Origin of the sequence: Dyadobacter koreensis (assembly GCF_900108855.1) — a bacterium.
Classification (GTDB): Bacteria; Bacteroidota; Bacteroidia; order Cytophagales; family Spirosomataceae; genus Dyadobacter; species Dyadobacter koreensis.
The window spans coordinates 641984-667969 of record NZ_FNXY01000004.1; the positions used below are offsets into that span (position 1 = coordinate 641984).

The window sequence follows — 25986 nt, forward strand, 5'->3', positions numbered from 1 at the left end:
AGAAATTCGGGATAAATCTGCTTTGAATTCTCTGTTAAGCTTTTGTTATCGTTATAGCAAACCGATTTTATTGCTATCCGGAAGTTTCCGGAAGGGATAGGACAAGATGTAACTGACCTTGTCAGGAATAATGTAAAAAAGCTATCCGGATGTTTGCCCTATCTCTGCGACAAATATTCCGAGCCTTTGTTAAATGGATGCCTGCTATAATTCAGCCTCTTCCAACGATGAGAATACATTTCATAACCGGAAATTTTTAACTCTATTGGCACACATAGAATTGGCACCAGGTTTATCTGTCAGTCAGTTTTATGATGTTAGGATACTTGTAATGATGGTATATAAATATTGTTTGATTGCCATACAAAATGCACTTATGATTAAGCGGATGTCAGAATTTACATCCACTTAACCACTAAAATTACTCCGGCTATATTTTTAATGTCCAACCGAAAATATCCTCTGCCTTTCCGGTATAAATATCGCCCAGATAATCTTTGACCTTCTGTGCGAAGGAGTCTTTTTTAACAGCCGGAAGTTCATAGTCAACTCCCTTAAAACCAATCGCTTCGATATGAGAAACCACCGCAGCAGTTCCCGATCCGAACGCAGATTCCAGTTGCCCTTCTTTTATCGCCTTTATTATTTCGTCTACGGAAATTTTGCGCTCTTCTACCGGAATTCCCCAGTGATGTGCTATCGCAACAATTGTTTTTCGGGTGATACCATCTAGTGTAGTATCTGAAACAAAGGGCGTGACCAATTTTCCGTCCATTACGAACATTACATTCATCGCTCCCGATTCCTCAATATATGCATGCTCTCGCGCATCCGTCCAGATCAGCTGATCATAGCCCTCCTGCTGGGCAAGTTTTGCGGGGTAAAGGGAGCCGGCATAGTTACCAGCACATTTCGCTCCCCCAACGCCTCCCTCTGCCGAACGAATAAAGTGTGTTTCTATTTTTACCCTTGGAGGTTTTGCAAAATACGCCGCAACAGGCCCGGTAAAGATAATAAACGAAAATGTATCCGATGGCTTTACACCAATGAATGGGTCCGTTGCGAACATAAAAGGACGAATGTAAAGTGCACATCCTTCCGCCGAAGGTATCCAGTCAGAATCTAGCCTGATCAGCTCCGTTAAACCTCCCATAAAAATTTCTTCGGGGATTGTCGGCATGCACATTCTTTCGGCTGATTTATTCAACCGGTTCCAATTGTCCAGCGCGCGGAAAAGGAGCGTGTCTCCCTCCTGTGTTCTATAGGCCTTCATTCCTTCAAAAATCGCCTGCCCATAATGCAAAGCAGCCGTTGCCGGACTTAAAGAAAGATCTCCGTAGGGGACTATACGTGAATTTTGCCATTGCCCATTGTCATAGTCGGCAACGAACATATGGTCAGACATGATCCGACCAAAACCAAGGTTGTTGAAGTCAACCTCCTGCAAACCTGACCTTTTTGTTTGCGTAATTTCTAAGGGAAATGTTGCGGCAGTCATAAGCCTTTAATTGATAGTGAAATTTTAAATTTTTCATTATTTGTGATGAAACGCAATCTAAATAATTTTAATTAGCATAACAACAATTTATAAGACAACTTTATTACGTAAGTTTTTAAAATCGAGTTTCATATACATCTGGGTGTGTTATAGAACTTAATCTCCTGATATAATGTAAAGCTCTCATGTTCGGATGACTATAAACAGATACAGATAAAATATTTTGGAGGAGTACAGATACCCTGACAGCCGATCCATCATCTTTAAATATCCATACTTATCTGATTAAACGACGGAAAACATCTGTGGTAGCAAAGGAGATGTTGCTCTGACGGCTCCAATCGTCCAATTCAGAAGTTCGTTCGCCTGTTTCAAGTTTGTTTCGCTATCCAGTTGACCGAAACCGCTTCACCTTTACGACAGAAACATAAAAACTAAAAGATCATGAAAACAAAGAAAACAATCTATTGGGCCGGCGTAGTTTTAACTTCTTTATGGTTCGGTGCCAGCGGTTTTTTTGAATTGACAAAAAATCCCCTGGTTTGGGAAATTACCCAACAACTTGGCTACCCTGCTCATTTTATTTATATCCTTGGCTTCGCAAAAGTTTCCGGAGTGGCAGTGCTTCTTTTACCAAACCGCTTGTTAAGGCTTAAAGAATGGGTCTTTGCCGGTATCTTTTTTGATATAATATTTGCCTTTTTTTCAAAACTGGCAGTATTGGGCCTACCCTCCACCACGGATGCCGTCATTGCATTTATCATGGTCAGCATTACGTATACAATGTTCCGGAAGCTATTCCGCGTATCATATCAGACCACATTTTTACAACGGAATTAGTGGCTCGCCCAGATATGGGGCACCTTTAAGCCAGTCAAATTAGAGACGAATTAAACAAAGTGAAGCGAAGCCATGAAATAGCTTCGCTTCACCTTGTTTAATTCGATGTTTGTTACAGACTCATTCCACCGTCAATTACGACTTCCGCGCCCGTGATAAATCCAGCTGCGTCACCGGAGAAATAAGCGACTAATTTGGCAACATCATCTGCGCTGCCAATCTGCTTTAATGGAATTCTTTCGATCATCCAGTCGTCCAATGCTTTCCGTGAGGAAGGATCTAATCCCATTTTGTTTAAAATCTCGGTCTGCGTAGGTCCCGGACTGACGGCGTTAACCCGGATTTTTCTTGGAGCAAGCTCTACCGCTGCAATTTTCATGACAGCATTAAGGGCCGCCTTACTTGAGGTATAGATTGATGAATTGGCTCCGCTCATACTAACAACATTTGAAGATAAAAACACCACAGATGCGCCGTCTTTCAATAGTGGTATAAAGCGGCTCAACGTAAAATAAGCGCCTTTGAAATTGACATCTATCACATAATCAAAGTCACTTTCAGTGGCAGTTTCAATACCAGCTCCTCCAAGCACACCTGCATTTATGAATAGAATATCAAGCTTACCAAATTTTTCGCTTACTTTCACCACCAATGCTTCAATCGCAGCAACCTGGCTCTGATCACTGACAAAGCCGGTTACGCCAAGTTCCAAAGCTGCCTGGCTGACCACATCTTCACGTCTCCCGGTTATAATTACTTCTGCTCCCTGTGCCTTTAATTCTTTCGCTGCCGCATAACCAATGCCACTATTGCCACCTGTAACCAATGCTTTTTTTCCTTTCAAAGTTTCCATCTTTTTCTTGTTTAAATTTAAGCAAAGGTAAAAAGTCATTGATATAACTTTGTTACCAGTATACTCTATGATACCACTATACATGATCTTCAAAAATTTTTCTAAAAGGAAATTTTTCTAAACCTGCAAACTGTGAAGTCCTTAAAGAGCAAAAGCCGGAGTCTCCTTTGTCAGTCAGACAAAAGAAACTCCGGCCATAAATCCGCTTTCAATGCTGAACAAAATATCAGGCAGTTTAGAACAAATCACCAGGATAAATTTCTGCTACTTCAAAGGGACGAATTTAACAAGGTTTTATCTTGCCGTCGACAAATCTGCCACTTCCAGAATTGCATCTGCAAAAGCCTGCGGTGCCTCCTGCGGTAAATTATGTCCGATTCCACCGGTTATAGTATGATGCGAATATTTACCCTTGAAACGAATTGCATAAGTGCCGGGTTCAGGATGCGGAGCACCATTGGCGTCTCCTTCAAGGGTAACCGATGGTACCGTAATTGGCGGCGTCGCGGCAAGCTTAATCTCGAGCTCATCGTATCTGGCTTCGCCCTTTGTAAGCCCCAGACGCCAGCGGTAGTTGTCTATGACAATTTTAACATGGTCCGGATTGCTAAAAGAAACCGCAGAACGCTTAAAAACTTCTTCGCTAAATTTCCATGTTGGTGATGCTGTTTTCCAGATCAGTCTGTTAAATTCATTTGTATTAACCTGATATCCGGCGGCTCCGCGCTCAGTCGCGAAATAATACTGATACCACCAGGACTGTTCGTCTTTCGGTTTCAACGGCGCGCTGTTTCCTTTCTGGCTTCCAATTAGGTAACCGCTCACAGAAACCAGCCCTTTCACACGGGAGGGCCATAAGGCTGCCATAATATCAGCCGTACGCGCGCCCCAGTCAAAACCTCCTATGATGGCACTTTTTATGTTCAGGGCATCAAGGAACTCAATCATGTCCACCGCCAGCGCTGATTGCTGTCCGTTACGTGGAGTTGAAGCGGATAAAAAACTTGTGCTTCCATAACCGCGCAAATAAGGAATAAACACCCTGAACCCTTTGTTCGCTAATATTTCTGATACATCTTTATAGCTGTATATGTCATAAGGCCAGCCATGGATCAGCAGAACGGGCTCACCATCCGAAGGGCCTGCTTCTACGTAGCCAATGTCCAGCAAAGTGGTCTTGACTTGTTTTATCTTATTAAATGGATCGTCAGACTGGTTGCTGATTTTATTAGTATCGCTAATTCGTTGCTGTACCTGGGCAGTTGCTGGCACAAGCGCAAATAGCTGAAACATAGCGAAGAATACAAAAATAACACCAGAAAAACAGCAGCAGGATTTTGAGTAGGATTTCATATTTTTATTTTTTCTTTTTTGTTAGATCTATTGAAATAAATGGCGTTTGATTATTCATTGAGCAACGTCCCGAAGCCAGATTGAGCAAATCCTTTATCATTCTTTACATGGTCGGGCAGATTTCCTCTTCAACTCCACCAGCATTGTGCCGCAATTTTGAGGGTCCCGTTCGAACTTTGCCATGGCAATAGAAAGTATTGACGCAAACCCAAGCAGCCATGTGGCCATAGGTCTCGTTACTTTTGTTATTAAAAATTTCATAATATATGCTTATTGGTAATGAAAATTATTTCAGTCCTCTTCTGATTCAAAACTAGGATCATAACTTATCTTACAACAATAGATTAGGATTCAGGCCGGCACGTTAGGGGGTGATCCGGACAGGATTCAGGCTGAAGTAATTTTGAATAATATTTTCAGTGTTCATTAATCTATGGACTGAGTGTTAATATTCCTAAGTCCGGATCCAGCTAGAGAAGCAAAACTTTGAGCCTTTTCACTGAAATTTCTTTATTGAATACCTGCAAGTTCATCTCGACTTTATCCAAATATTCTGCAAATATTACAACCAATGTTCATTAAATTTGTCTTTGCACAAACTTATGGATTAACTAATTTTATATAAATCCGGACTGTCTCAAAAATCCGGTACAACTTCATGATCAATAAAGATATATGTCCTTCCTGCTCATTCGCATTCATGATACTGTTCATTAGTATCTCAACCGGCTCAACTGAATGCAAAGCTGAGGAAGTTTATATGCATTCATGTAAGGAAGGTATTGCGGGCTATGAAGCACTCAAAACGACCAGGTATTTCATAAATATCAACAAAAAGGTTAGCGTTATTTCTCTCAGAATTCAGTCGCAAAGTCATTTTTTAGAATATTTCAGAAAGGTACCTCAAATTTCCTGGCATATGATATTCAGCTCGCCCATGGCGGCCAAGCTGCCCGTGCAACTATCTCCTTCCTGACTACTATACCAAAATTCCAAACCATACGATCATAACACATAATGTTGGCTATTAAATTTTGATTGACCTAATCCAGAAAAGTATGAACCTGCATTATACCATCCTGCTCAAAATCGTGCTGCTAACAAGTATTTCAACCACAGATTTACTAGGTCAGGATACAAAGACCTGGGATTTTGGTTTATTGGGCCGTTATGGGAAGGACTACTATAAAATAACATATAACGCCCCGTACGATTCATATAAATTCAGTTCGGACAATTCGTTTGGTATCGGACTCTTCGCAGAGAAAAAGTTTGCCCCAATTTCACTGATCGCAAATTTTGAGTATGGCAGGGCCAACAACACACAGGATCTCTGCGAGTGTTCACGCACTGCGGATGTATGGATAACAGATACAAGATATCACAATATTTTCGGAAGTATGAGGGCCCGAAAATATATAACTGATCAATGGAAAATTCAACCTTTAGTAGAAATAGGAATTCAGGCTGACTGGTTCCTGGGCTTTTCAGAAAAGCGGAACGGTACAAAATCAAAATATCATCCCGGCGCTTACGCTTACGATCGTTTTGTCCCGTCCGGGATTGGTGCTATCGGAATAAAGTACAGATCTTTCGCATTGTCGGCAGAATACCAAAGAAACCTGACAAAGGATTTTTCTTCTGATAAGGCGAGTGCTATGGGCAACCACTACATAATCCGACAAGGATACTCTATAAAACTGGCTTACAGTTTTCTCAGAATCTAAACAGAAGGCATCACTTCTTATAAAATTCTGTCAGTTGGTCGCCGGGTCCTCCGTTAATCTGCTCCATATTATTGCTGCAATACAATCCGATTCGCAACTTTTTGTCGGTTGCTTCGTAATATGCCGCAACCTTCTCGAATACAGTTTTAGCATCCGTCGCGTTGAGGTTCATGAGAATCGATATTGAATAATTATTCGGTTCGCGGAATTCTTTTTCCAAATGCTTTGAATGAACTGCATCCAGGTCGGGGTACGGATAATCTGGAACTGTGACGGGTGTTAATCCCAGTTTTTCCAGCTCGGAAATTAATGTTCTGGCCAGGTTCTCATCTGTGCCGCCAACAAATCCAATCGAGCCAAAAAGCAAATTTTTTGGTACTGGATATACAGCTGATATCCGGCTACTCAAAAGGTCGTTCTGCGGGATTTGTATTGTGTACTTTTCCGGATCAATCGTAAGTGTTGATGTCACTTTACGGCCTTCTATCTCCAGTATAAATTTATATTGTCCTTGTGACAGCGCGTTTTCCGGAATAAAAACTGTTCCATTTGAAGTACATTCCTTTCCCCACGACCCAGGAAATTCCGGACATTTTCCTTTGGAAACAGTTTCCCGGAGTTTTATAAGAATTTCCCTTCCCTTGATAGTATAGTCAAATTTCAGCTCAAACTCATCAGACTGCGTTTCTGCGCTCGAAAAACCAAACAAGATGTACCTACCCTTATCTAACCCAAAAGTGTGGTGCCAATACAAGTCAAGCCCTGTCTGGTCTATAAAATAAATACCGGGATCCCGGTCTTTACAACTGATTGTGACAGATACGAAAACAATCAACAGGAAGGATAAAGTACTTTTCATAATATTAGATGAGCTATTACTTTACCAGGACAAAGTATGGTTATAAAAGGTTGGATCAGTTTTATTTTTTGTTTCCGTCAATCGATCTAAACATCTTTTAAAAATGGACTTATCAGAAATCCTGAGGCAGCTCTATGAAGATTTTAATGACAGAAATATCGAAAATGTCTTAGCACATTTACACACGAACCAACCGGGACAAACGGCTGGAAACGGTTATTTTATCAGTGGAAAATTTAGAAAAGGCTAAGAATCTACAAAGCATTGCGAATGTCGCAAATGAAGAAATAAATTTAATTCATCGGACCTAATCAACAGATTTGCCGATGTTTTTTCCGGCACGTCATCATATCTGTTCATCGATCGTGCAGGAATTATGTTCGTGCTGCTTCGCCGTGATTTGGAAGGGAATAAATTTTAATGCGAAACCAATTTCCCGTCATTATTTCAGCTAACTATTCGCTTGCATATCGCGGCGGATAGCCCGTTTACTTAAAAAATCAATTATTTAATACACTGAATAATTTTCGAAGTCGACGGGAATGTGAATCAAACTGGCCATCCTGAATAAAGTATGGTTGATTCCGGCAAATTTGTATTCGTTTTTAACTTAGGTGAAAAATATGATCAAAACAAGGCTGCAACTTTGGGGTAATAAACATTTTAAATTTACAGTCATGTCATCATCACCCTTTTTCAACGGATCAACTAACAGTGCTACCGCCGAGACCTCTCGCGCCTTACGATCGCTTTATTTTACCCGTGCAGCGTTCTCAATTATTTGGGTAGTCCTCGTTAGCATTTTCAGTAAAGACTCGCCGGAATTTGGTAAGGTCCTGCTTGTCATTTATCCCATTTGGGACGTATTCGGCACCCTTCTTGATATCCGTGCTAATAAAAATAATACCACGGCCACCCCGCAATACATAAATGCTGTCATCAGCCTTATAACCGCTGTGGCAGTCGGCATCGCGCTACAAACCGGGGTTTCGGAAGCTTTGCGTGTTTTCGGATGCTGGGCAGTTCTTACCGGAATTATCCAATTGCTAATGGGCTTGATTCGTAGAAAGTCGATCGGCGGGCAATGGCCCATGATCATAAGCGGAGGACAATCGGTTATCGCAGGTATTTCTTTCATAGTTTTGGCCAGTGCCCCCACGATGGGCATCGCAAGTCTGGCCGGATATGCAGCCTTTGGTGCTTTTTATTACCTGCTTTCAGCTTTTCGAATCCCCAAAACAGCAGAATCTGTCATCTCTTAAAGCAATTTGCCGGGCGTCGTGCCTGGCTTTATTTTTTTAATCTTTTTCGAATACGGCTCAGTGACGGATTTGTAATACCAAGATAAGAGGATATATGATAAGCAGGAATGCGCTCGATAATATTGGGACGTTCTTCCAGCAATCTCAAATAACGCTTTTCATGTGAATAAAACATAAATTCTTCTGCCCGGGTCTGAGCGTATGCGAAAAATAATTCTGCCAGCAGCCTGCCGAATTGTGCCCAGTTTGGATTGTTTTCATACAACCCGTTTAAGTCCTTGTAGGATATGAAAACGATTTCTGAATCTTCCATCGCTTCAATAAAATACCAGCAAGGATTGCGGGAAATAAAACTTCTGAAAGAAACGACAAACTGATTTTCGAAAAAAAAGAATAGATTTTTATCGATCTCAGTTTTGGGGTCACGATAGTAAATCCGGAAAATTCCTTTGACCACCAATCCAAGATCATTGCAAACCATACTTTGCATGTTGAAAAAATCCCCCTTCCTGATATTCCTCGGTTTCCAAAATGACTGACTCCCGACAATATCTTTTTCTGTCAACGGAGCGAACTGACTCAAATGCCTGGCTATAATTTCGTTTTTATCGGCCATTTCAGTAACAAAATAATTAAATTCATTATTAGCATCCGCTCTTGTGAATAACACAGCGGTCGAAAGAAGTCGAATTTAGACAGAAACATTCCGACAGATTTTAACCTAAGTTAAAATTAGCAGTATTTTTTACTTCAAGTAACGATAAAGACAGGAAATTACTGAAACTATCCAGGATTTATCTGAGCCTTCTGATTACCAGGAAGACTTCAAACATCCATATAATTTACATCTGTCTATCCGGATCAATCAGCTTGAATAGTTTAGTGTACATTCAGCGATAAATATTGCTCCCGGTGATTCCTCTACAACGCCAGACTAAATGAAAAAGCGAACACGGGCAAGGTTCATAAACCCTACTTTCTGCATAATATAATTTTAACCATACTTGGAAAAATCTAAATGCGTCTTTCGCATATCAACTACGTATCAGCATATAATAATCTTACTACCAAGATATTAATTCTAAAAAAACCTCAAAATATCAAAAGACCAGATTTCTAACAGGGCTAAATTATCATATTGTTAAATCAGCATTATCCAAAACTCGAGCTAAAAAGGATTACATAATTTTGACCCTGTATTTCACTTAATTTATTTCCAATACAAAAAATCTACTCCTATGTATCGATGTAAAAGGAGGATGTCCAGGGTCACGGACACCTTATCCAAATCGGTTGCCCAAGTGGCGTTGATCGCAATGGTCAGCACTGTAAGCTTGGCAAATTCACCTTTCACAACAGAGTGCAAAATAAAAGCCAGTTTGCAAAACCTGGCCCGTGCCGACAGACAGATAAAAGGTAAGGTAACTGACGGTGACACACCTGACGGAATTCCTGGTGTTAATGTTATAATCAAAGGAAGCCAGGTTGGAACTGTCACTGACGCGGGAGGTAATTATACCCTGGACATTCCAGAGGGCGGTGCTATACTGGTATTTTCCTATGTGGGTTACAACAGTCAGGAGATTGAGACCGGCACGCGCAGCACTATTGATATTGCGCTGAAAGCCGACAGCAAATCTCTGAATGAGGTCGTTGTGGTAGGTTATGGAACACAAAAGAAAGTAAACCTGACCGGTGCAGTGGACCAGGTGGGCCAGGAAGTGTTACAAAATCGTCCAATTCCTAACCTTGCACAGGGTTTGGTGGGTGTTGTACCCAATCTGAATATCCGGATGTTTGATGGCAAACCGACACAATCGCCTACATTCAACGTGCGTGGTACAACGTCGATCGGTCAGCAGGGAAGTGCCCTTGTACTAATCGACGGAGTGGAAGGTGATCCCCGTATGCTGAACCCACAAGATATTGAAAGTATTTCTGTACTTAAAGACGCGGCCTCCGCATCTATTTACGGAGCCCGGGCAGTTTTCGGTGTTGTGCTCATCACAACCAAGCCGGCCCCGGAAGGTAAAATGAGGGTTTCATATTCTGCCAACTATTCAATAAAAGCACCTACCGAAGTTCCTGACAATATCGTAGATTCTTACCCATGGGCACAGGGTTTCAGCGATGCATGGTCACGCTGGAACGATAACGGAAGCACGCCGACGGCGATTAATAAAACCATCAGCTTCTCCCCTGCATATCTGGCCGAGATCAAAAGACGATATGAGGACCCATCTCTGCCCAAGGTCGAAGTAAATCCGTCTACGGGTGAATATCAATATTATTACAGCACTGACTGGTACAAGGAGTTATACAAAAAACGTCTCAGCGCACAGGATCATGCACTTTCTATCGCCGGTGGTACCGACAAAGCTACCTATCTGCTGAGTGGCCGTTTCAATAATCAGGATGGTTTGTTCCGCTACAATACCGATAAATACAGCATGTATAACTTCCGTGGTAAAGGTGGTGTTCAGCTGACTCCGTGGCTGCGCGTAGACAACAACACTGAGTATTCACAAATGAAGTATCACCAGCCTATCAACGTTGGTGAAGGGAGTGGGATCTACCGTAATATTGCTGATGAGGGACATCCGTTAGCACCGCTGCTTAACCCGGATGGGACATTATCCTATTCAGCTGCCTATACTGTTGGAGACTACTACTATGGACGTAATGCCATAGACCAAACACAGCGTTTTTTGAAGAACCAAACTGCATTAAAAGCGCAGTTCTTCGAAAAAGCATTGACTATTAAAGCCAATATGACGTTCCAGAGCACAGATCTTGCAACCCAGCAAAATCGGGTTCAGGTACCTTACAGCCGCACGAAAGGCATTATTGGTTATACAGGTACGAACACCAACGATATTGCTGAGGGTAGAAACACGATCAACTATCTGGCTACCAACTTTTATGCAGATTACGTCAAATCGTTTAACAACACGCATAACTTCACGTTGCTTGGCGGATTCAATTATGAGCGGTCAATCACGACAAATTTGAATGCACAGCGTAATGGAATCGTATACAGTGGCGCGGACGACATAAACCTTGCATTGGGACAAAGCATTACCACAACCGGTGGTTACCGAAAATGGGCTGTTGCCGGTGGATTTTTCCGCTTGAATTATAATTTTCGCGAACGCTATTTGCTTGAAGTTAATGGCCGCTATGATGGATCTTCGAAATTCCCAACAGATCAGCAATGGGCTTTCTTCCCTTCTGTATCTGCGGGATGGCGCGTTTCAGAGGAGCCATTCTGGAAAGTTGATCCGAAAGTGCTTTCAAACGTCAAGATTCGTGCCTCTTATGGTTCATTGGGTAACGGTAATATTTCTCCTTATGCATTTAACGAGAAGTTCGACATTGTGCAGTCTGGCCGTGTCATCAATGGCATCCGTCCGCAAACAACCAGTCAGCCTGGTGTAGTGCCAAACGGTTTGACCTGGGAAACTTCAACAACTGCCAACCTCGGTCTTGATTTCTATGCGCTTAATAGCCGCCTTCAATTTTCCGGTGATATATACCAACGTAAAACAACCGATATGTTCACCGTTGGACCAACCGTTCCTGCGATCTATGGCACGGCCGTTCCATTTGGTAACTACGCAGATCTTAAAACCAACGGATGGGAGCTTTCGATAAACTGGGATGATCAGTTCAATATGGCTTCCAAGCCTTTTCATTACAACGTGCGCCTGACCCTGGCTGATTACAAAGCAACGATCACAAAGTACAATAATCCGGACAAGAACTTAACGGATTATTATGAGGGGCAACGTGTAGGTGAAATCTGGGGATACAAGGTTGCAGGTCTGTTCAGGTCTCAGGATGAAATAGCCAATTCTCCTTCTCAAAGCAATATTCCGAACACAAATACCCGGAAAAACTATCCAGGCGATATCAAATTTCAAAATCTGGACGGCGATAACGTCATCTATCAAGGCTTGAACCGTGTTGGAAACTCAGGAGACAAAACCATTATCGGAAATAAGGAACCTCGCTACACATACGGAGTAAACTTGTCGGGAGACTGGAATGGTTTCTTTATCGGCAGTTTTTTTCAGGGAGTTCTCAAACAAAACTGGTACCCGTCCGCAGAAGCTCGGTTTTGGGGACAATACAACCGTCCTTACAACTCATACCCGCGCTGGCAGCAGGACAACATGTACCGCGAAGAGTTAGGTAACTTCGATGCATACCTGCCGCGTCTGGTAGGTTATATTGCACAGGGAACAGGCCGCTCGCTGCAAGTAGCGAACGATCGTTTCATGCAAAATGTGGGCTATATCCGTCTGAGAAACCTTCAGGTAGGTTACACTATTCCAGAGCGTATTTCCTCGAAAATTCACGCCCGCGATATGAAAGTTTATATTTCCGGAGAGAACATCTGGACATGGTCACCACTCTACAAATGGACGCGCGATACCGATGTAACCAATATTTACGGATCTGACCGCGATCTCGCAAGCAATACAGTCAATCCAAGCAATTCTGGTGATGGATACAACTATCCGATGCTTAAATCTGTGTCAATTGGGTTGTCACTTAATTTTTAATGCAATTTATGAAGACTAAAAAAATAATCAGTTATACACTTGCTGTGATGCTGTTGGCGACGGCAAGCTCCTGCGACCTTACCGAGGTGCCTGTTGATACCGCCACAAATGAAGCCGTTTTCGGTTCGGAAAGCGGTCTGGACCTTTATGTTGGGTCTTTTTACAATTTGCTTCCCAACACGGATGTCGGGGTATTCCAGATCGACGACAACTCGGATCTGGTAGCCCGCAATGGTGTTGATGACTATCTGGCAGTAAATGCCCTAAGCCCGGTGACGAGCAGCGGATGGAGCTGGACTGACCTTCGGAATATCAACTATTTTATCGAAAATGCAGAAAAAAGCACTGTCCCGACCAAAAACCATTATTTGGGGACAGCCCGCTTTTTCAGAGCCTTGTTTTATTTTGATAAGGTGAAAAGATTCGGCGATGTACCTTGGGTTGACAAGACCATTGATGTAAAAGACGAAGCGACGTTGTACGGCAAACGAATGAATCGATACGAGGTTATGGACAAGGTACTGGCCGATCTGAATTATGCAATCGAAAATATTACATTGACCTCTGATGCTTCGGTGACGCGTATCACTAAAAATGTTGCCCGCGCCTATAAAACCCGTATCGCATTGTTTGAGGCGTCATGGCGAAAATATCATACCGAAGATAACAAGCAGTCGACCGCAAATGCCTGGTATGAAGAGGTAGTCAAGGAGGCTAATGCTATCTCCGGTTATACCCTGCATACGAGTGTGCCTGACAGAGCTTACCGCGAAATGTTTATTACCAAAACAGCTTACACCGATGAAACGATTCTTTCAGTGGCATTAAGCGCCAGCTTGCAGGTATATAGCTCCGCCAATCGCCGTTTTATCAGCCCGACCTACGGTAACCGTCCAAGTCTTACGCGTCGTTTCGTCAACACTTACCTGAATCTGGATGGAACACCGTTCACAAGTAGTGCGGGTTATGAAACGAAGCCGTTTGCGGAGGAAGTTAAAAACCGCGACCTGCGTTTAAAACAAACGATCCGCACCGGTGACTACACGCGTACTGAAAACGGTCTGCCCGTCATTTCTCCTCCCAATTTCAGCCAGACCTACACAGGTTATCAGCCGATTAAATGGTGTTATGACGAGCGGTTTCCTTTTGATGATGAAAGCCGGAATGATAATGCTCACATCGTCATGCGTTGGGCTGAAGTGCTGCTAAACAAAGCAGAAGCTCTGGCTGAGCTAGATAAAATGACTTCTTCTGAATGGACAAATACAATCGGCGCACTGCGCAGGAGAGCTGGCATCTCCGGTGCTACTTTGACAACTGTTCCGACAGCCGCAGATCCCTACATGGTATCGTTCTTCGCCGGGAAGTTCAATAATCCTGTATTGCTCGAAGTACTCAGAGAAAGAGGTACTGAAATGGTTTTCGAAGGACTTCGGCCGGACGACCTGAGAAGATGGAAATTGGGAAACCTTTTCCAGAGTGCATCTCTCAACGGAATGTATGTACCCGGACTGGGCGAGCTGGATCTAAATAGTGATGGAAAAAATGATGTATATTTTTACCAGGGTACAAAACCAACTTCTTCGACAGCAGGAATTGCTTTCGTCGACGTTTCCCCTTCTACGGCTGTGGGACGTATCCAGTTGTCAAAAGGGACATCAGGTGAAGTGATCTGGAATCCCGGCCAGCGCGAATGGGCAGATAAGAAATATTTATATCCAATCCCTGAAACCGACCGTATCCGTAATCCGGAATTAGGTCAGAATCCTGGTTGGTAGTTTATTAAACCGAAAAGAGAAGCCAGATCGACGTTCTGTTAATCTGGCTTCTCTTTTTTTTACGGAGAAATTTAATTTAATGGAAATTTAGACTGATGGACCAGCATCAATATATCTCCTTTGGTTTTCTAAAATTAAAATTAGTTGTCAGACAAAGTTGAACAACTCCAAGAATGATGGAAAGGGAGGCCTTTTAATCAAGCAGGATCCAAGTCGTTTTGGACAAAGTGTACCTCAACAATGACAAAATAAATAAGGCAACCAGCCTCAGAGTCAGTTGCCTTATTTTTGTTTTTCCAGTTCACAAAAAAAGAATTTCAAAAAACTTGATGAAAGACATAAAAGGTTACTTACCTTGTCTTACAGCTACTATCCCAAAATCCCCATATTGAGATGCGATCGTCCCGGTTAATGTATCGCCTTTTTGCATCAGGCTATATTTGAATTCACCACTCTGGTTTTCTGTTTTGAACGTAATTTTTCCCTGATCAACTGTTAAGTCTTTCATTTCATTCTTTTCAGAACTTTCAACGTATCCGACCGTTTTATTTTCTTTTTGCTCAAATACCAAAGATCCGTTTTGGTATTCAGCGGGGACATCGCTGATCACGTATTTCCAGGTTCCGACCAGGTCGTCAGCTGTGGATGATTGTCGCGCTGCAATTGAGAATAGGCTCATCACAATAAGCATCAGGAAGATGTAGTATTTTGTTTTCATACGGATTGTGGGATTTGTTGTGACTTTTGATAACAGTTAAAGGAAAAGTAAAGATAAATCTTATCATTTTCATATTTAGAAAAATGATAATTTTATATGAGCGTAAAACATCGTTTAAATTTAGCCCCACCTTGCGATGCGTCTCCAAAGAAGTATTGCAAGATGCATTTATACGAGGAATGATGATCATCTTCTATATCTGTTCTTCTTTCGAAGTTAGTGCTCCGCTTAGCTGCCTTCATGCAGTCTGGCAACATCTTTTTTTCGCTTTGTCGGAGAAAGAATATTCCAGGAAGCTTTAAGATGAGACTTTTATGTTGGGTCCGCTGCAGTGATTATATTTTTATCGCGACTACATTCTACCAATTTTATTTAACTTCTGGTTAAGAGTAGATGGAAATTATTATCCGCATTAATCGCGCATCCGGAAGCTATCTGTTTTGAGCATCGTCAGGAAGCACAAAACAGATAGCGTCGTAATTATACCCCCAATAAACTAAACGGCAATTTCCTCACCCTCTTCCCGGTCAAATCGAAAATCGCATTCGTAAGGGCAGGTGCAAACGGCGGCAGCCCTGGCTCTCCTACCCCACCCGCATCGGCGTCATTGTCCATGATATGAATGTCAATCGGAGGAATGTCAGCGATGCGTGGCATTTGGTAGGTGCTGAAATTATTATCCACCGCCATACCATCTTTAAATTTAACCTGATGGATCGTTGCGGCACCCAATGCCATCACCACAGAGCCTTCGATCTGTGCTTTGATCGTATCAGGATTTACATACCAGCCGCAATCCATGACTGCCCAGACCTTGTCGACTTTTACGCCGCCGGTTTCCAGCTTTGATACTTTTACAACCTGAGCTACCGTACTGGAAAAACATTCCGTGATGGCCACACCAAATCCCTCACCCTTTTTCCGGCTTTTCCAGCCAGAGACTTCTTCAATTTTATCAATGAGCTTTTGTAAACGATCTTCTTTCAAATAGGCGCGCCTAAAATCCAGCGGATCTTTTCCTGCCTCGTGCGCCAGTTCATCCAAAAAACTTTCATAAGCAAAACCATTCGTAGATGCGTAGACAGAACGCCACCACATAGTCGGAATCGGTGTTTCAAATGGAATATCCATGATGGCGAGGTTCTTAATAGAATCCGTGTACGGCTTAAGAAAACCTTCCGAGGCACTTCCGTTTGGTACGTCCTTCTTCCCTCCGCGCCAGTGGCTGTTATTTTGACCAGCAAGTTTTACTTTAAAAGCATCAATTTCTCCATCTTTGATCACACCTTCACACCGGTACGTAATTCCAGGTCTGAATGGTCCTTGCGTGGCATCGTCCTCCCTCGTCCATACAACCTGAACCGGCCCTTTTATCTCCTTAGAAATTACAGCCGCTTCATGCGGATAATCCATAAATGCTTTCCGTCCAAAACCTCCGCCTAAAAAAGTCATATTTACAATCACTTTTTCTTTGGAGATGGACATTTCCTTACTAATATAGTCCTGTACCCATTCCGGTGCCTGGATCGGCCCCCATATTTCCAGCTTGTCTTCCTGGTAATGAGCCACGCAGTTAAGCGGCTCCATGGCTGCGTGATATTGGTATGGCGTTTCGTAAGTAACGTCAATCTTTTTCGTTGCTTTTGCTATAATTTCATTCGGCTCACCTTGCTTTTTAAATGCTAAACCTTCCTGGGTTTTTAACGCTTCGGCCTGACGTTTATAAATTTCTTCGCTGTCCAGATGTTCAAATCCTGTATCGTCCCATTCCACTTTCAAGGCCTTTTTACCCTGAATGGCCGCCCAGGTAGAATCTGCTACCACGGCCACACCTTCCCGGTAGGTATTAAAAACACCCATTTTTACCTTGAAGACATTTTTTACCCCCGGAATCAGCCTGGTTCTGGAGTCGTCAAAGCTTTTTACCTTTCCCCGCAATCTTGGATTACGCTCAACGGCCGCGTACAGCATACCCGGAATCATTTTATCCAATCCAAATACCGCCGTTCCATTAGTCTTCATCGGCGTATCCAGCCGGCGTAACGGTTTTCCTATAAGCTTGTAGTCTGCACGTTTTTTCAGAACCACGTCTTTTGGCGCTTCCAGTTTTGATGCTGCTTCGACAAGTTCGCCATAATGCATCCGCTTTCCGGAGGGCTTGTGAATAACATGTCCAGCCTCTGCATGGCATTCAATTTTCGGCACACCCCATTTCGTTGCCCCAGCCTGGATCAGCATCTCCCGCGCCGTAGCACTTAGTTTCAGAAGATTCTTGTAAGACCCTCGTACCGTCGAGCTGCCGCCAGTAACCTGATTTCCATATTTTTTAGCATCGCCCTGGGCAAAAACAACACTTATTTCGTTGAGGTTGACTTCCAGTTCTTCTGCAACAATCTGTGGAACTGCCTGGTAAGAACCTTGTCCCATTTCAGCACGATGGTCGAAAATCGTTACCTTGCCTGACTTATCGATATGCACCCAGGAATTCATCTCTACCCCGAAATTATTCGCTTCGGCAGCATTGACGATTTTCGCAGCTTTCCCGCTACCTGGCCAATAAAAGCCCAGCGAGAATACGGCGCTGGTCAGGGCCGAAGTTTTAAGAAAATTTCTTCTTGATACTGTTTGTTCGTCTATCATGGTAAAGTGTCTTTTAAACCTTGTTATTTTTTGGGCGCATAAGCACCTTTATTAATCCATGTCAGCCATGCTTTTTTAAATTCAGCGTGGCTTACCGGTGGCAAAGTCCGTCCTTCGCCCGGGTTCCACCCTGCAAGAACCAATCCATCATCGGCGTGTTCGATCAGCTTTTTGATATCCTTATTGCCATTTTGTTTTTTGTCAACCAGTTGCTTGGCTAGTTCATGGGCACTTTTCCCCTGAAAAACCATTTTCATTGCCGCTGGCGGTAAATGCCATTCGGGATTTCCAGGAGGTGTATGCAATCCGGGCGTATTGGTTTCCTGATGGCAGTTCGAACATTTCATCGCGTATACGCCCTTGCCTTCTACGCCACGTTTTGGCGCCATCGCGTGCAAATGACTGTCATCTCCCTGCAATGGTATGTCGCCGGCGGGATGGCAATTCATACATCTTGAACTCATCAACACTTTGTAAACTGTCTCAAATGCTTTCACAGACTCGACACTATCTTTGTTGATCATGCTCAATGTAAGCTCTTTCACAGGAGTTTCGTCTTTTCTAAAAGCAGACGCTCCTATGGCTATCACAAATAACAGTACGGAGAGGACCGTAGCTGTCTTCATCGAAACGAAATTAATTTTTCCGTTTTTTGGATCTTGCATCATATCTTAAGATTTAGGTGAACGGGATTAGCCTTGTGGTGCTGCCTTCTTCTGCTCATCCGCAGCCAAATGGATTGCTGCGCGAATACGCAGATAGGTGCCACACCGGCAAATATTACCCGCCATAGCATCATCAATATCCTGGTCAGTCGGGTTCGGTTTTTCACGCAGCAGAACGACCGCAGACATAATCTGGCCCGAATGGCAATATCCGCATTGCGGAACATCTATCTCCTGCCAAGCTTTTTGTACCGGGTGAGAATTCGTTTCCGACAAACCTTCGATCGTCACCACCTGCTTGCCTACCGCCCTGCTGACTTTGGTTACACATGAACGAACAGCTTCTCCATCCAGATGAACCACGCAAGCGCCGCACTGCGCCACGCCGCAGCCGTATTTTGTCCCTTTCAGACCTGCCAGATCCCGGATAGCCCACAGGAGCGGCATTTGAGGATCCGCTTCCAGAGGATACTCTTTTTTGTTGATATTTAAAGTGATTTTCGCCATAGTGAATAGTTGTTATTGAGTTTTCTTCAAAAAAATCACGCCATCAAAAAATGCCGCGCGTCAACAACTGAGCAGCGCTGATTAACAGATTGACACTTGCAATTGTGGTCATTTTCCGCTACGGTTACTTTGTTAAGTACAGCTCTGGCTGCATCGGCCTGAGACTTTCCAATTTTCGATTCAATCAGGGAAATCGCCTCCGCAAATTGAGACGGGCCGGCTCCAAAAGGCATGCAAATTCCAAATGGCTTTGTAATTGTTAATTTGCCCGCATACGCCGGATAATTCGGAAATTTCGGTCAGATCCCTCTCCTCTTTTTTGTCCGTATCGGCTAATTTCATAGCCGCTGCCCCGGTAATATCTGTTAATACTTTTGCCTTTCGTTCACTGACAAAAATATTGATCCCTGTCTGACATCTGGGAAAACAGTAATTATAAGTTTATCCCTTGGCTATGGTTATGAAATACTTGAATCATTAAGACCCGGTGCTGACCGGATTAGGCACTATAATGTTTTGGCTATAATTAATTTTCTTGTCAATGTTCACACAGATAGCAAAACAGATTTGCAAACGGCGTTAACCTGGCTTCTCCCAAAGGTCGAAAAGCTAAGAAAATTATCAAGAAGGGGCCGTCCGGGTATATACGCTAAATGCAGCACAAAGTTTTTTCAGTATCCCGATTTATATGCCACTTTTTAATCGTGAAAAAAGTCACATTGTTATACCCACGGATGTAGCCAGGTCCTGATCGCCTTGGATAAAATGGGATATTATCAGAAAAAAGGCAACACTATTGAAATTTTATGGAAAGGCGATTCCTTAAATTGATAGCGTCTTTTTAAAATATCACTACTTATCTGCAATGCAACAATTGTCTTCTGCCCCAGAAGCATCATTTTAGTCTCATGCTGATCTTTCATAATAGGGTAATAACTGAGCTTATAAAGAAGCCTTGAAAAGGAAGCGTGGGTTCTATCTTGATTCAGAATAACCTGCTTTTTTTTAAATATGCTGAAAATCAATGCGTTTTAAACAAGAAATGCACACTTTCGTGTGCCTTTTGTGATCCCGCTGGGATTATCTTTTCTACCGAAAAAGCGCATTCATTCGTTGATTTTAAATATTCACCAAATTGGATAACCGATTCGGTAACCGAATAATTTGATCAAATATGTTCTATTTTCAATGTATGTTTCTAATCCAGAGAAGTACAAAATTAAATTTGATTTCGATACTAAGACACTAAACAATTCAATATCCCGGAATGTCGAAACTCAAATTATTTCTGATTGATCTATTAAAATTCTCACGTTCCAAAGTATATAAATTTTCACATCTGCAATCAATTCGTAAAATCAAATATTAGGTAACTATATTCGAGGGAAATATTTCTAACAGAAGTATCACGAAAGTAATGCCACTAAAAGCCAGCACCGTTAATGATAAGAATTATGGTGCTCTTTCTATCAAAACTACATGCATCTTTCCACATAAAAAAGCTGAAAAATAGCAGATGAAAACAGTATTTTTTTGACAAAGAAGGATAATGCCAATTTCTCCTCTGACCAAGATAAGATATGAAAATGTGATGTCCTTAATTGTTAATCTTCAAGTATTGTCTGTATCGTTTAACTATTATTTAATATAGATAGATCACCGAGGAAGAACTTAACTAAAAAGGATAAAGAGATTTATCTCCTCCCTTTAAAACTTCGGTCAGTTGGTCGGCATATTGTTTTACTTTGGGAGCATCTCCTTTTTTCTTGTAAACTTTGTAAAGACCCCACAATGCATTGGCGCTGTCCGGGCGTTTTTTCTCCAAATCCTGATAAGCCTTAATCGCCTGATCATATTTTCCTGCTTTCAGATATACTTCACCCAAACTGATCAAAACCGGACGCGCATAAGATGGCGGCTCACTGTAACCCAGATCGTGTTCCTTTTTCTGGGCGATGTTAAGGATCTTAATTGCTTCATCATCCTTGTTTTCAAGACTTTTGATCAATCCCTGTAATTCCAGAGATGCTACATTTAAATCTCCCAACCTTCTGGCAGCGATCACATCGTCCGGGGAAGATTGCGTGCTGTTTCTGTACAAATGAGCATCCAGCGCGTCAGAATATTTCTTTGCTTCTTCCACTTTGCTTCTTTTTACCGCATCCATTCCCAAAGCAAAAAGGTACAATCCGTCTTTATAAGCAATGGCTTTTCCAGTAAAAATACTGTCTTTGTCATTGATCAGCTTCAAACGGTCCGCAGCTTTTTTGTAGTAGCCAAAGCATAATTCCATTTTTGCAGGAGCCACAATTCCCTGATAGAAAAACCTTCCCTCATATTTTGCTTTTCGTTCTTTTGTCACCGGCATATTCTGTAACTTTTCAGCATAGTATAATCCGGTTTGATAGTGTCCGTCTTCGGCGCAGTTCGAAAGAAGATAATTGATATTATGGATATAATTCCAGGTATCGACCTCAGGAATTCCCTGTTTTTTCATGTAAATGGAATCAACTGCAACCGCAGCTAAAAATGCTTTATGTGCCTTTTGATACTGACCGAGTTTGTAATAGACATGACCCGGCATATGTACCATATGCGCAGCACCCGGGGTAAGCTGGCTTATTTTTTCTGAACTTTTGATTGCTTCCTCTGGACAACAATTTTCCATTAAATGGATCCAGTAGTGGTGTGCACCTGCATTTTCAGGGTCTGATCTCAAAATGTCGCGAAGCAGATATTCACTATATATCTGACCATCGCGTGGATTCAGCTCTACATCATATCCGGTCATTTTGCTAAGTGCCAGAAACAATTTCGCATCAATATCATCAGGATATTTGTGAACCAGCACTTCCAGTTTTTTCTGGTATTCCTTTTTGCTGTTCTCACCCGGAGAATCTCTTAACAGTATGGCTTCGGCGTATAAATTCTCATGCTCTGACGCCTTATTTTTTAACTCTTTAAGCTTTTTTACAGCCAGTTTTTTATCGTTATCAAAATCAGTCCCTTCCGTTGCTCCAATGGCACTGTAAAGTCCCCAGTATGGCATAATGGCTGTTGAATCATGGCGAATCGCTTCCTTGAAAGAACGATAAGCTTCAAAGTCCCAGAAGTCGTGAAGCAGCGCAACACCCTGGTTAAAATATTTCTGTGTCAGCTCCGATTTTGTCGAAATTTTCAAATGTGAAGTCCCGATACCTTCCAGAAACTGAGCCGGCGGAAGGTTATGGACATAAGCGGTTTCCTTACGGTAAGCCTGTATATGATCCAGGTGATTATGTGCAAATTCATTTTCATCCACATGGCTCGCGTGGTCATGAGTACCAGCGGGAGCTCCACCCTGTCTGTCACGCTGCGCAATTGCATTAATTGAAATAAGGCAAAACAATAAAAGAGCAAATTTCATATTTCTGATTTTAATATAATACTGATAATTAATGTTGAGGAACTGCTGCGGCTGTCTGACTCTTCTGGTCGGTTTCAACCGTTTTTCCTTCTTGTTTCCATTCCAGAATACCACCCTCCAAATTGATTACGTTCGTAAATCCTTTTTCCGACAGATAATCAGCTGCTGCACTGCTTCTCTTACCGCTCCGGCAATAGACGTAAACAGGTTTATCCTTATCCAGATGCTGTGCGTGCTTTTCAAATTCAACTTTATCTTCCCAGTTTGCAAGCTTTGAGCCTTTGATATGTCCTTCCTCATACTCGGCAGGACGGCGGACATCCAAAAGCTGAATTCCTTTCTTTTTGATCGCTTTTTCAAATTCCTCTGCTTTTACATTGGATTTGTTTTGAGCAAAAACACTAACGGTTATTGATAGTAATAATACGATACTTAAAAATACAGTTTTCATAGTTCTAAAATTTAGATTGAACGGTTTCATAGTGATTTTTTCTACTTTTTTTTAAAGCATATTCTTTGTTAATCCTGTCGAGCACGACATAAATCGAATCGTTGTTATCGTCAATTCCTGAAAGAATGATCCGGTCTTTGGAGGGACGCTGGAAATGCCAGACAAGCTGCTGTATGCTGTCGGTTTTAGCTGCGGCTTTTGAATCTGATTTTTTGGATTTGAAGCCTGATTCATCTTCGCTTTTCGAACGGTTTTTATCTTGCAGGAAAAGCATGTTCTTTTTGGTGTCAGCATCGTAATAAAAGAATCTTCGGCCACCGCCAATACCAGCAAGCTCATAACTCCGGTCTACATCTTTTGTCTGCGGCGTTCCATTGGCAAGCGAAATACTCACAGGACGATTGACCTGATATACAAGCGTAGAGAATTTTTCAAAGATCACATTGTTCCAGCGCAGCGTGTCCAATGGAGAATAGGGAAGAATTTTATTATTGATCTTGAATTCAGTGACATTGTAAAATCCGGCTGCTCCGGCCAATCCGTGTGTTTTGGGTTCCTTTAATCTTCCCTGATTGTAATGCATGTCATAACGGATCCAACCGTAGACAAACACAAATCCGATAACGATAGCGTATTTTAAACTTAACAAACTATTATTGAGCCACTTGAATTTATAAACCGGAACATATTCAACCGGATTAACGTCCTGTTCTTTTATCAATAATTTCCAGACGTATGGAATTTCGTGTGCAAGAACAAACGCCGAAAGCAACGAAAAGTAGGCGCTGTAAACATGTACACCACCATCATAAGCATGGTTGGCGTGCGCGATGTTATACAAAACGCCAAGATTGATGACCGCTCCTAAAACCGAAGTTGCCCTGAAAAACATCAGCGCACCGGCAAAAATTTCGATAAAACCAAGGAATATTTCATACCAGATCACGACTCCAACTGACTGCCAGTAAATTTTATAAGCCGTGTATTCTCCGATCGTTGCTTCCAGATTGCTTATCGATGGAAACGGCATTTGCATCGGAAATAACTTTAAAAACCCGAAAGCAATAATACCGATACCAATCCGGTAACGGGCCAGTGTTCTGATCCAGTAATAGAGTTCATTGTATTCCTTTCTTTCCCTTTTTCGTGCAGCAAATGTCCATATGGCAGCACCTGCAAGCGCAATCATCAGCGCGACGCCCCAGTTGGCATAACTTGCAAATCCCCAGCGCCCACTTTCGCCGGGGATTTTTACAAGATCCACACGGTATCCCGTTAACGTTGAGAAAAATTCGAATAATGATTTTACGGTGAAAAGTTTGGCATACCATTCCAAAGTAAGCGGAACAATAAGAATGGCAAAAAACAGCAGTGCAGCGCGGAAAAGAATCTTTTCCCACGGAGCCCACTCAGGTGATAGAAGCCTGGTTTTATCCGATATTTTGTGCTGTTTTTTCAGCGGCTGACTTAGTTGAATTTCAGACATAATTATTGCCTTTAAATTGGTGATCAGTTGATTTTTATCGGTTTTCTTCGCCCTTCATTCAGAAGGTATTTTTTATCCACTTTTGTCAATACAATACGGAGAGAATCGTTTGCTACATTTTTTCCTGAAAGAATTATTGTAATATTATCCGGACGTGAATAATGAAAATCCAGCTTTCCACCTTTTGTATTTTTTCCAAATAATTCTATCCGGTTTGAAATGGTATCAGCCTGGTATGTATAGAAATGCCTTCCTGCATTTCCGGCAGATTCATAATTTCTATCCGCTTCGTAATCGACCACGGGACTTGAAAAATCGATATTTGCAAGGCAATTTTTTTTAATACTGATCGTATTCCACTTTTCAAAAACCACATTATTCCAGCGTGCCGAATCCGTCAGGGAATAGGGAATCTCGTGATTATTAACCTTATATTCAGAAACATTGTAAAAACCATAGCTATCTTTCAAACCAGCCGTTTTTGGAAAAGGCCAGTGATCTGCCAGACCTGCATATGTTTTAAATCCGTAAAAAATGAAAAACAGGACCACTGATGATTTTAAAATGATGCGGAAGTTTCTTAGCCAACTTTCCGTAATAACGGGCTTAAAACTGGCTGCTTTTGTAAATTTTCTTTTGACCAAAACATTATACAAACGAGGCAAATCGTAAGCCAGCAGGAACAGCGCAATACTCAATAAATAAGCACTATACACGTGCTCTCCTATTTCATAGGCAAAATTGGCGATCACCACATTGGTCAATACAAAAATGATAATCGACGCTCCGATTGTGGCTGTTTTTCTAAAAAGCAAAAGAAGTCCTGCCACAATTTCAACCAGACCGATCGACTGCTCATAAAACGCTGAGCCAATGCCTGTACTTAATGAATAGATTTTCCAGGGAAGGTAATCTCCATAACTTGTCTGTAAATCGCTTAATGCTGGCTCTGGCAATTGAAGTTTGAATAATTTCAAAACGCCATAACCGATGATCGCAATTGCCAAACGGTAACGAAGCAGTACACGAAGCCAGTAATACAACTTGTCGTATTCTTTATTTTTCTTATCTGCCAAACCCCAAATAAAACTCCCAATCAGTGCTATGGCCAGGATAACAAACCAGTTTATGAAACTTTCAATTCCCCAGAGGCTCACAGGAGAAATAAAAGAGGGCATGTAGGTAGTTAACCTGAAAAGATCCTGAAAATGAGGAGCCAGCCAGTTGGTACTGAAAACAGTCCTGAAATATTTCCAATCCAGAGGTAGCGCCTGGATTAAAAAATAGATCAGGGAAACACGAAAAATTATCTTTTTGTATTTTGTCCATGTTTGGGTTTGTGGTGTTTTCATATTTGTTTGACTATGGTTCGGGG

Annotated in this window: 21 protein-coding genes; 7 read left to right on the top strand and 14 right to left on the bottom strand. The window is 42.1% G+C overall.

Annotation, left to right across the window (positions count from 1 at the left end):
* Positions 1-430 precede the first annotated feature (430 nt).
* Complete coding sequence (locus BMY70_RS15040) at positions 431-1498, bottom strand: branched-chain amino acid aminotransferase (RefSeq protein WP_090336231.1); 1068 nt, start codon at positions 1496-1498, stop codon at positions 431-433.
* Positions 1499-1942: 444 nt separating this feature from the next.
* Between BMY70_RS15040 and BMY70_RS15045 the strand changes: the two genes are divergently transcribed.
* Positions 1943-2338, top strand: a complete 396-nt coding sequence (locus tag BMY70_RS15045; RefSeq protein ID WP_090336234.1) for a DoxX family protein — start codon at positions 1943-1945, stop codon at positions 2336-2338.
* A gap of 112 nt (positions 2339-2450) precedes the next feature.
* On the opposite strand, the gene BMY70_RS15050 is transcribed toward BMY70_RS15045, so the two are convergent.
* Positions 2451-3191 carry an SDR family oxidoreductase gene (locus BMY70_RS15050; protein WP_090336236.1) on the bottom strand — a complete coding sequence of 247 codons (741 nt, stop codon included), beginning with the start codon at positions 3189-3191 and terminating at the stop codon, positions 2451-2453.
* Positions 3192-3485: 294 nt separating this feature from the next.
* Positions 3486-4544 carry an alpha/beta fold hydrolase gene (locus tag BMY70_RS15055; protein ID WP_090336238.1) on the bottom strand — a complete coding sequence of 353 codons (1059 nt, stop codon included), beginning with the start codon at positions 4542-4544 and terminating at the stop codon, positions 3486-3488.
* A 658-nt stretch (positions 4545-5202) separates the two neighbouring features.
* On the opposite strand from BMY70_RS15055, the gene BMY70_RS30910 reads away from it, so the two are divergent.
* Both BMY70_RS30910 and BMY70_RS15065 read left to right on the top strand, forming a co-directional pair.
* A complete protein-coding gene (locus tag BMY70_RS30910; protein WP_090336240.1) occupies positions 5203-5520 on the top strand; it encodes a hypothetical protein in 318 nt (105 codons plus the stop codon).
* 82 nt (positions 5521-5602) lie between these two features.
* Entirely contained in the window at positions 5603-6271 is a 669-nt protein-coding gene (locus tag BMY70_RS15065) for a hypothetical protein (RefSeq protein WP_090336242.1), read from the top strand.
* Positions 6272-6281: 10 nt separating this feature from the next.
* Here BMY70_RS15065 and BMY70_RS15070 read toward each other — a convergent pair whose 3' ends face one another.
* Positions 6282-7130, bottom strand: a complete 849-nt coding sequence (locus tag BMY70_RS15070; RefSeq protein WP_090336244.1) for a hypothetical protein — start codon at positions 7128-7130, stop codon at positions 6282-6284.
* Positions 7131-7233: 103 nt separating this feature from the next.
* Here BMY70_RS15070 and BMY70_RS30915 point away from each other — a divergent pair, with 103 nt between their 5' ends.
* Positions 7234-7380, top strand: coding sequence for a hypothetical protein (locus BMY70_RS30915; RefSeq protein ID WP_177197029.1), 147 nt, complete (start codon positions 7234-7236; stop codon positions 7378-7380).
* 427 nt (positions 7381-7807) lie between these two features.
* Positions 7808-8392: a hypothetical protein gene (locus tag BMY70_RS15075; RefSeq protein ID WP_177197030.1), complete on the top strand. Its 585-nt coding sequence runs from the start codon at positions 7808-7810 to the stop codon at positions 8390-8392.
* 28 nt (positions 8393-8420) lie between these two features.
* On the opposite strand, the gene BMY70_RS15080 is transcribed toward BMY70_RS15075, so the two are convergent.
* Complete coding sequence (locus BMY70_RS15080; RefSeq protein WP_090336572.1) at positions 8421-9008, bottom strand: Crp/Fnr family transcriptional regulator; 588 nt, start codon at positions 9006-9008, stop codon at positions 8421-8423.
* A gap of 622 nt (positions 9009-9630) precedes the next feature.
* Here BMY70_RS15080 and BMY70_RS15085 point away from each other — a divergent pair.
* Both BMY70_RS15085 and BMY70_RS15090 read left to right on the top strand, forming a co-directional pair.
* A complete protein-coding gene (locus tag BMY70_RS15085) occupies positions 9631-12960 on the top strand; it encodes a SusC/RagA family TonB-linked outer membrane protein (RefSeq protein WP_090336246.1) in 3330 nt (1109 codons plus the stop codon).
* Positions 12961-12968: 8 nt separating this feature from the next.
* Complete coding sequence (locus tag BMY70_RS15090) at positions 12969-14738, top strand: RagB/SusD family nutrient uptake outer membrane protein (protein WP_229209618.1); 1770 nt, start codon at positions 12969-12971, stop codon at positions 14736-14738.
* Between the two features lie 346 nt (positions 14739-15084).
* On the opposite strand, the gene BMY70_RS15095 is transcribed toward BMY70_RS15090, so the two are convergent.
* From BMY70_RS15095 to BMY70_RS15140, 9 genes are all read right to left on the bottom strand, one after another.
* Positions 15085-15456 (bottom strand): hypothetical protein, encoded by a 372-nt coding sequence (locus BMY70_RS15095; RefSeq protein ID WP_177197031.1) that lies wholly within the window; start codon positions 15454-15456, stop codon positions 15085-15087.
* Between the two features lie 480 nt (positions 15457-15936).
* Positions 15937-18096: a molybdopterin cofactor-binding domain-containing protein gene (locus BMY70_RS15100; protein ID WP_143072105.1), complete on the bottom strand. Its 2160-nt coding sequence runs from the start codon at positions 18094-18096 to the stop codon at positions 15937-15939.
* A gap of 23 nt (positions 18097-18119) precedes the next feature.
* A complete protein-coding gene (locus BMY70_RS15105; RefSeq protein WP_090336253.1) occupies positions 18120-18764 on the bottom strand; it encodes a hypothetical protein in 645 nt (214 codons plus the stop codon).
* Between the two features lie 24 nt (positions 18765-18788).
* Entirely contained in the window at positions 18789-19268 is a 480-nt protein-coding gene (locus BMY70_RS15110) for a (2Fe-2S)-binding protein (RefSeq protein WP_090336255.1), read from the bottom strand.
* A 35-nt stretch (positions 19269-19303) separates the two neighbouring features.
* The gene (locus BMY70_RS15115; protein WP_090336257.1) at positions 19304-19501 is read right to left on the bottom strand and encodes a hypothetical protein; all 198 of its coding nucleotides are present in this window, start codon (positions 19499-19501) and stop codon (positions 19304-19306) included.
* Positions 19502-20943: 1442 nt separating this feature from the next.
* A complete protein-coding gene (locus tag BMY70_RS15125; protein ID WP_090336263.1) occupies positions 20944-22674 on the bottom strand; it encodes a tetratricopeptide repeat protein in 1731 nt (576 codons plus the stop codon).
* A 28-nt stretch (positions 22675-22702) separates the two neighbouring features.
* Complete coding sequence (locus tag BMY70_RS15130) at positions 22703-23125, bottom strand: rhodanese-like domain-containing protein (protein WP_177197032.1); 423 nt, start codon at positions 23123-23125, stop codon at positions 22703-22705.
* A 4-nt stretch (positions 23126-23129) separates the two neighbouring features.
* Positions 23130-24611 (bottom strand): hypothetical protein, encoded by a 1482-nt coding sequence (locus tag BMY70_RS15135; RefSeq protein WP_090336269.1) that lies wholly within the window; start codon positions 24609-24611, stop codon positions 23130-23132.
* A 23-nt stretch (positions 24612-24634) separates the two neighbouring features.
* Positions 24635-25963 (bottom strand): hypothetical protein, encoded by a 1329-nt coding sequence (locus BMY70_RS15140; RefSeq protein WP_090336270.1) that lies wholly within the window; start codon positions 25961-25963, stop codon positions 24635-24637.
* Between the last annotated feature and the right edge of the window lie 23 nt (positions 25964-25986).

Bases quoted from the DNA above. Each gene is read 5' to 3' on its own strand.
- BMY70_RS15040 (WP_090336231.1), bottom strand. From the start codon at position 1,498: ATGACTGCCGCAACATTTCCCTTAGAAATTACGCAAACAAAAAGGTCA.
- BMY70_RS15045 (WP_090336234.1), top strand. From the start codon at position 1,943: ATGAAAACAAAGAAAACAATCTATTGGGCCGGCGTAGTTTTAACTTCT.
- BMY70_RS15050 (WP_090336236.1), bottom strand. From the start codon at position 3,191: ATGGAAACTTTGAAAGGAAAAAAAGCATTGGTTACAGGTGGCAATAGT.
- BMY70_RS15055 (WP_090336238.1), bottom strand. From the start codon at position 4,544: ATGAAATCCTACTCAAAATCCTGCTGCTGTTTTTCTGGTGTTATTTTT.
- BMY70_RS30910 (WP_090336240.1), top strand. From the start codon at position 5,203: ATGATCAATAAAGATATATGTCCTTCCTGCTCATTCGCATTCATGATA.
- BMY70_RS15065 (WP_090336242.1), top strand. From the start codon at position 5,603: ATGAACCTGCATTATACCATCCTGCTCAAAATCGTGCTGCTAACAAGT.
- BMY70_RS15070 (WP_090336244.1), bottom strand. From the start codon at position 7,130: ATGAAAAGTACTTTATCCTTCCTGTTGATTGTTTTCGTATCTGTCACA.
- BMY70_RS30915 (WP_177197029.1), top strand. From the start codon at position 7,234: ATGGACTTATCAGAAATCCTGAGGCAGCTCTATGAAGATTTTAATGAC.
- BMY70_RS15075 (WP_177197030.1), top strand. From the start codon at position 7,808: ATGTCATCATCACCCTTTTTCAACGGATCAACTAACAGTGCTACCGCC.
- BMY70_RS15080 (WP_090336572.1), bottom strand. From the start codon at position 9,008: ATGGCCGATAAAAACGAAATTATAGCCAGGCATTTGAGTCAGTTCGCT.
- BMY70_RS15085 (WP_090336246.1), top strand. From the start codon at position 9,631: ATGTATCGATGTAAAAGGAGGATGTCCAGGGTCACGGACACCTTATCC.
- BMY70_RS15090 (WP_229209618.1), top strand. From the start codon at position 12,969: ATGAAGACTAAAAAAATAATCAGTTATACACTTGCTGTGATGCTGTTG.
- BMY70_RS15095 (WP_177197031.1), bottom strand. From the start codon at position 15,456: ATGAAAACAAAATACTACATCTTCCTGATGCTTATTGTGATGAGCCTA.
- BMY70_RS15100 (WP_143072105.1), bottom strand. From the start codon at position 18,096: ATGATAGACGAACAAACAGTATCAAGAAGAAATTTTCTTAAAACTTCG.
- BMY70_RS15105 (WP_090336253.1), bottom strand. From the start codon at position 18,764: ATGATGCAAGATCCAAAAAACGGAAAAATTAATTTCGTTTCGATGAAG.
- BMY70_RS15110 (WP_090336255.1), bottom strand. From the start codon at position 19,268: ATGGCGAAAATCACTTTAAATATCAACAAAAAAGAGTATCCTCTGGAA.
- BMY70_RS15115 (WP_090336257.1), bottom strand. From the start codon at position 19,501: ATGCCTTTTGGAGCCGGCCCGTCTCAATTTGCGGAGGCGATTTCCCTG.
- BMY70_RS15125 (WP_090336263.1), bottom strand. From the start codon at position 22,674: ATGAAATTTGCTCTTTTATTGTTTTGCCTTATTTCAATTAATGCAATT.
- BMY70_RS15130 (WP_177197032.1), bottom strand. From the start codon at position 23,125: ATGAAAACTGTATTTTTAAGTATCGTATTATTACTATCAATAACCGTT.
- BMY70_RS15135 (WP_090336269.1), bottom strand. From the start codon at position 24,611: ATGTCTGAAATTCAACTAAGTCAGCCGCTGAAAAAACAGCACAAAATA.
- BMY70_RS15140 (WP_090336270.1), bottom strand. From the start codon at position 25,963: ATGAAAACACCACAAACCCAAACATGGACAAAATACAAAAAGATAATT.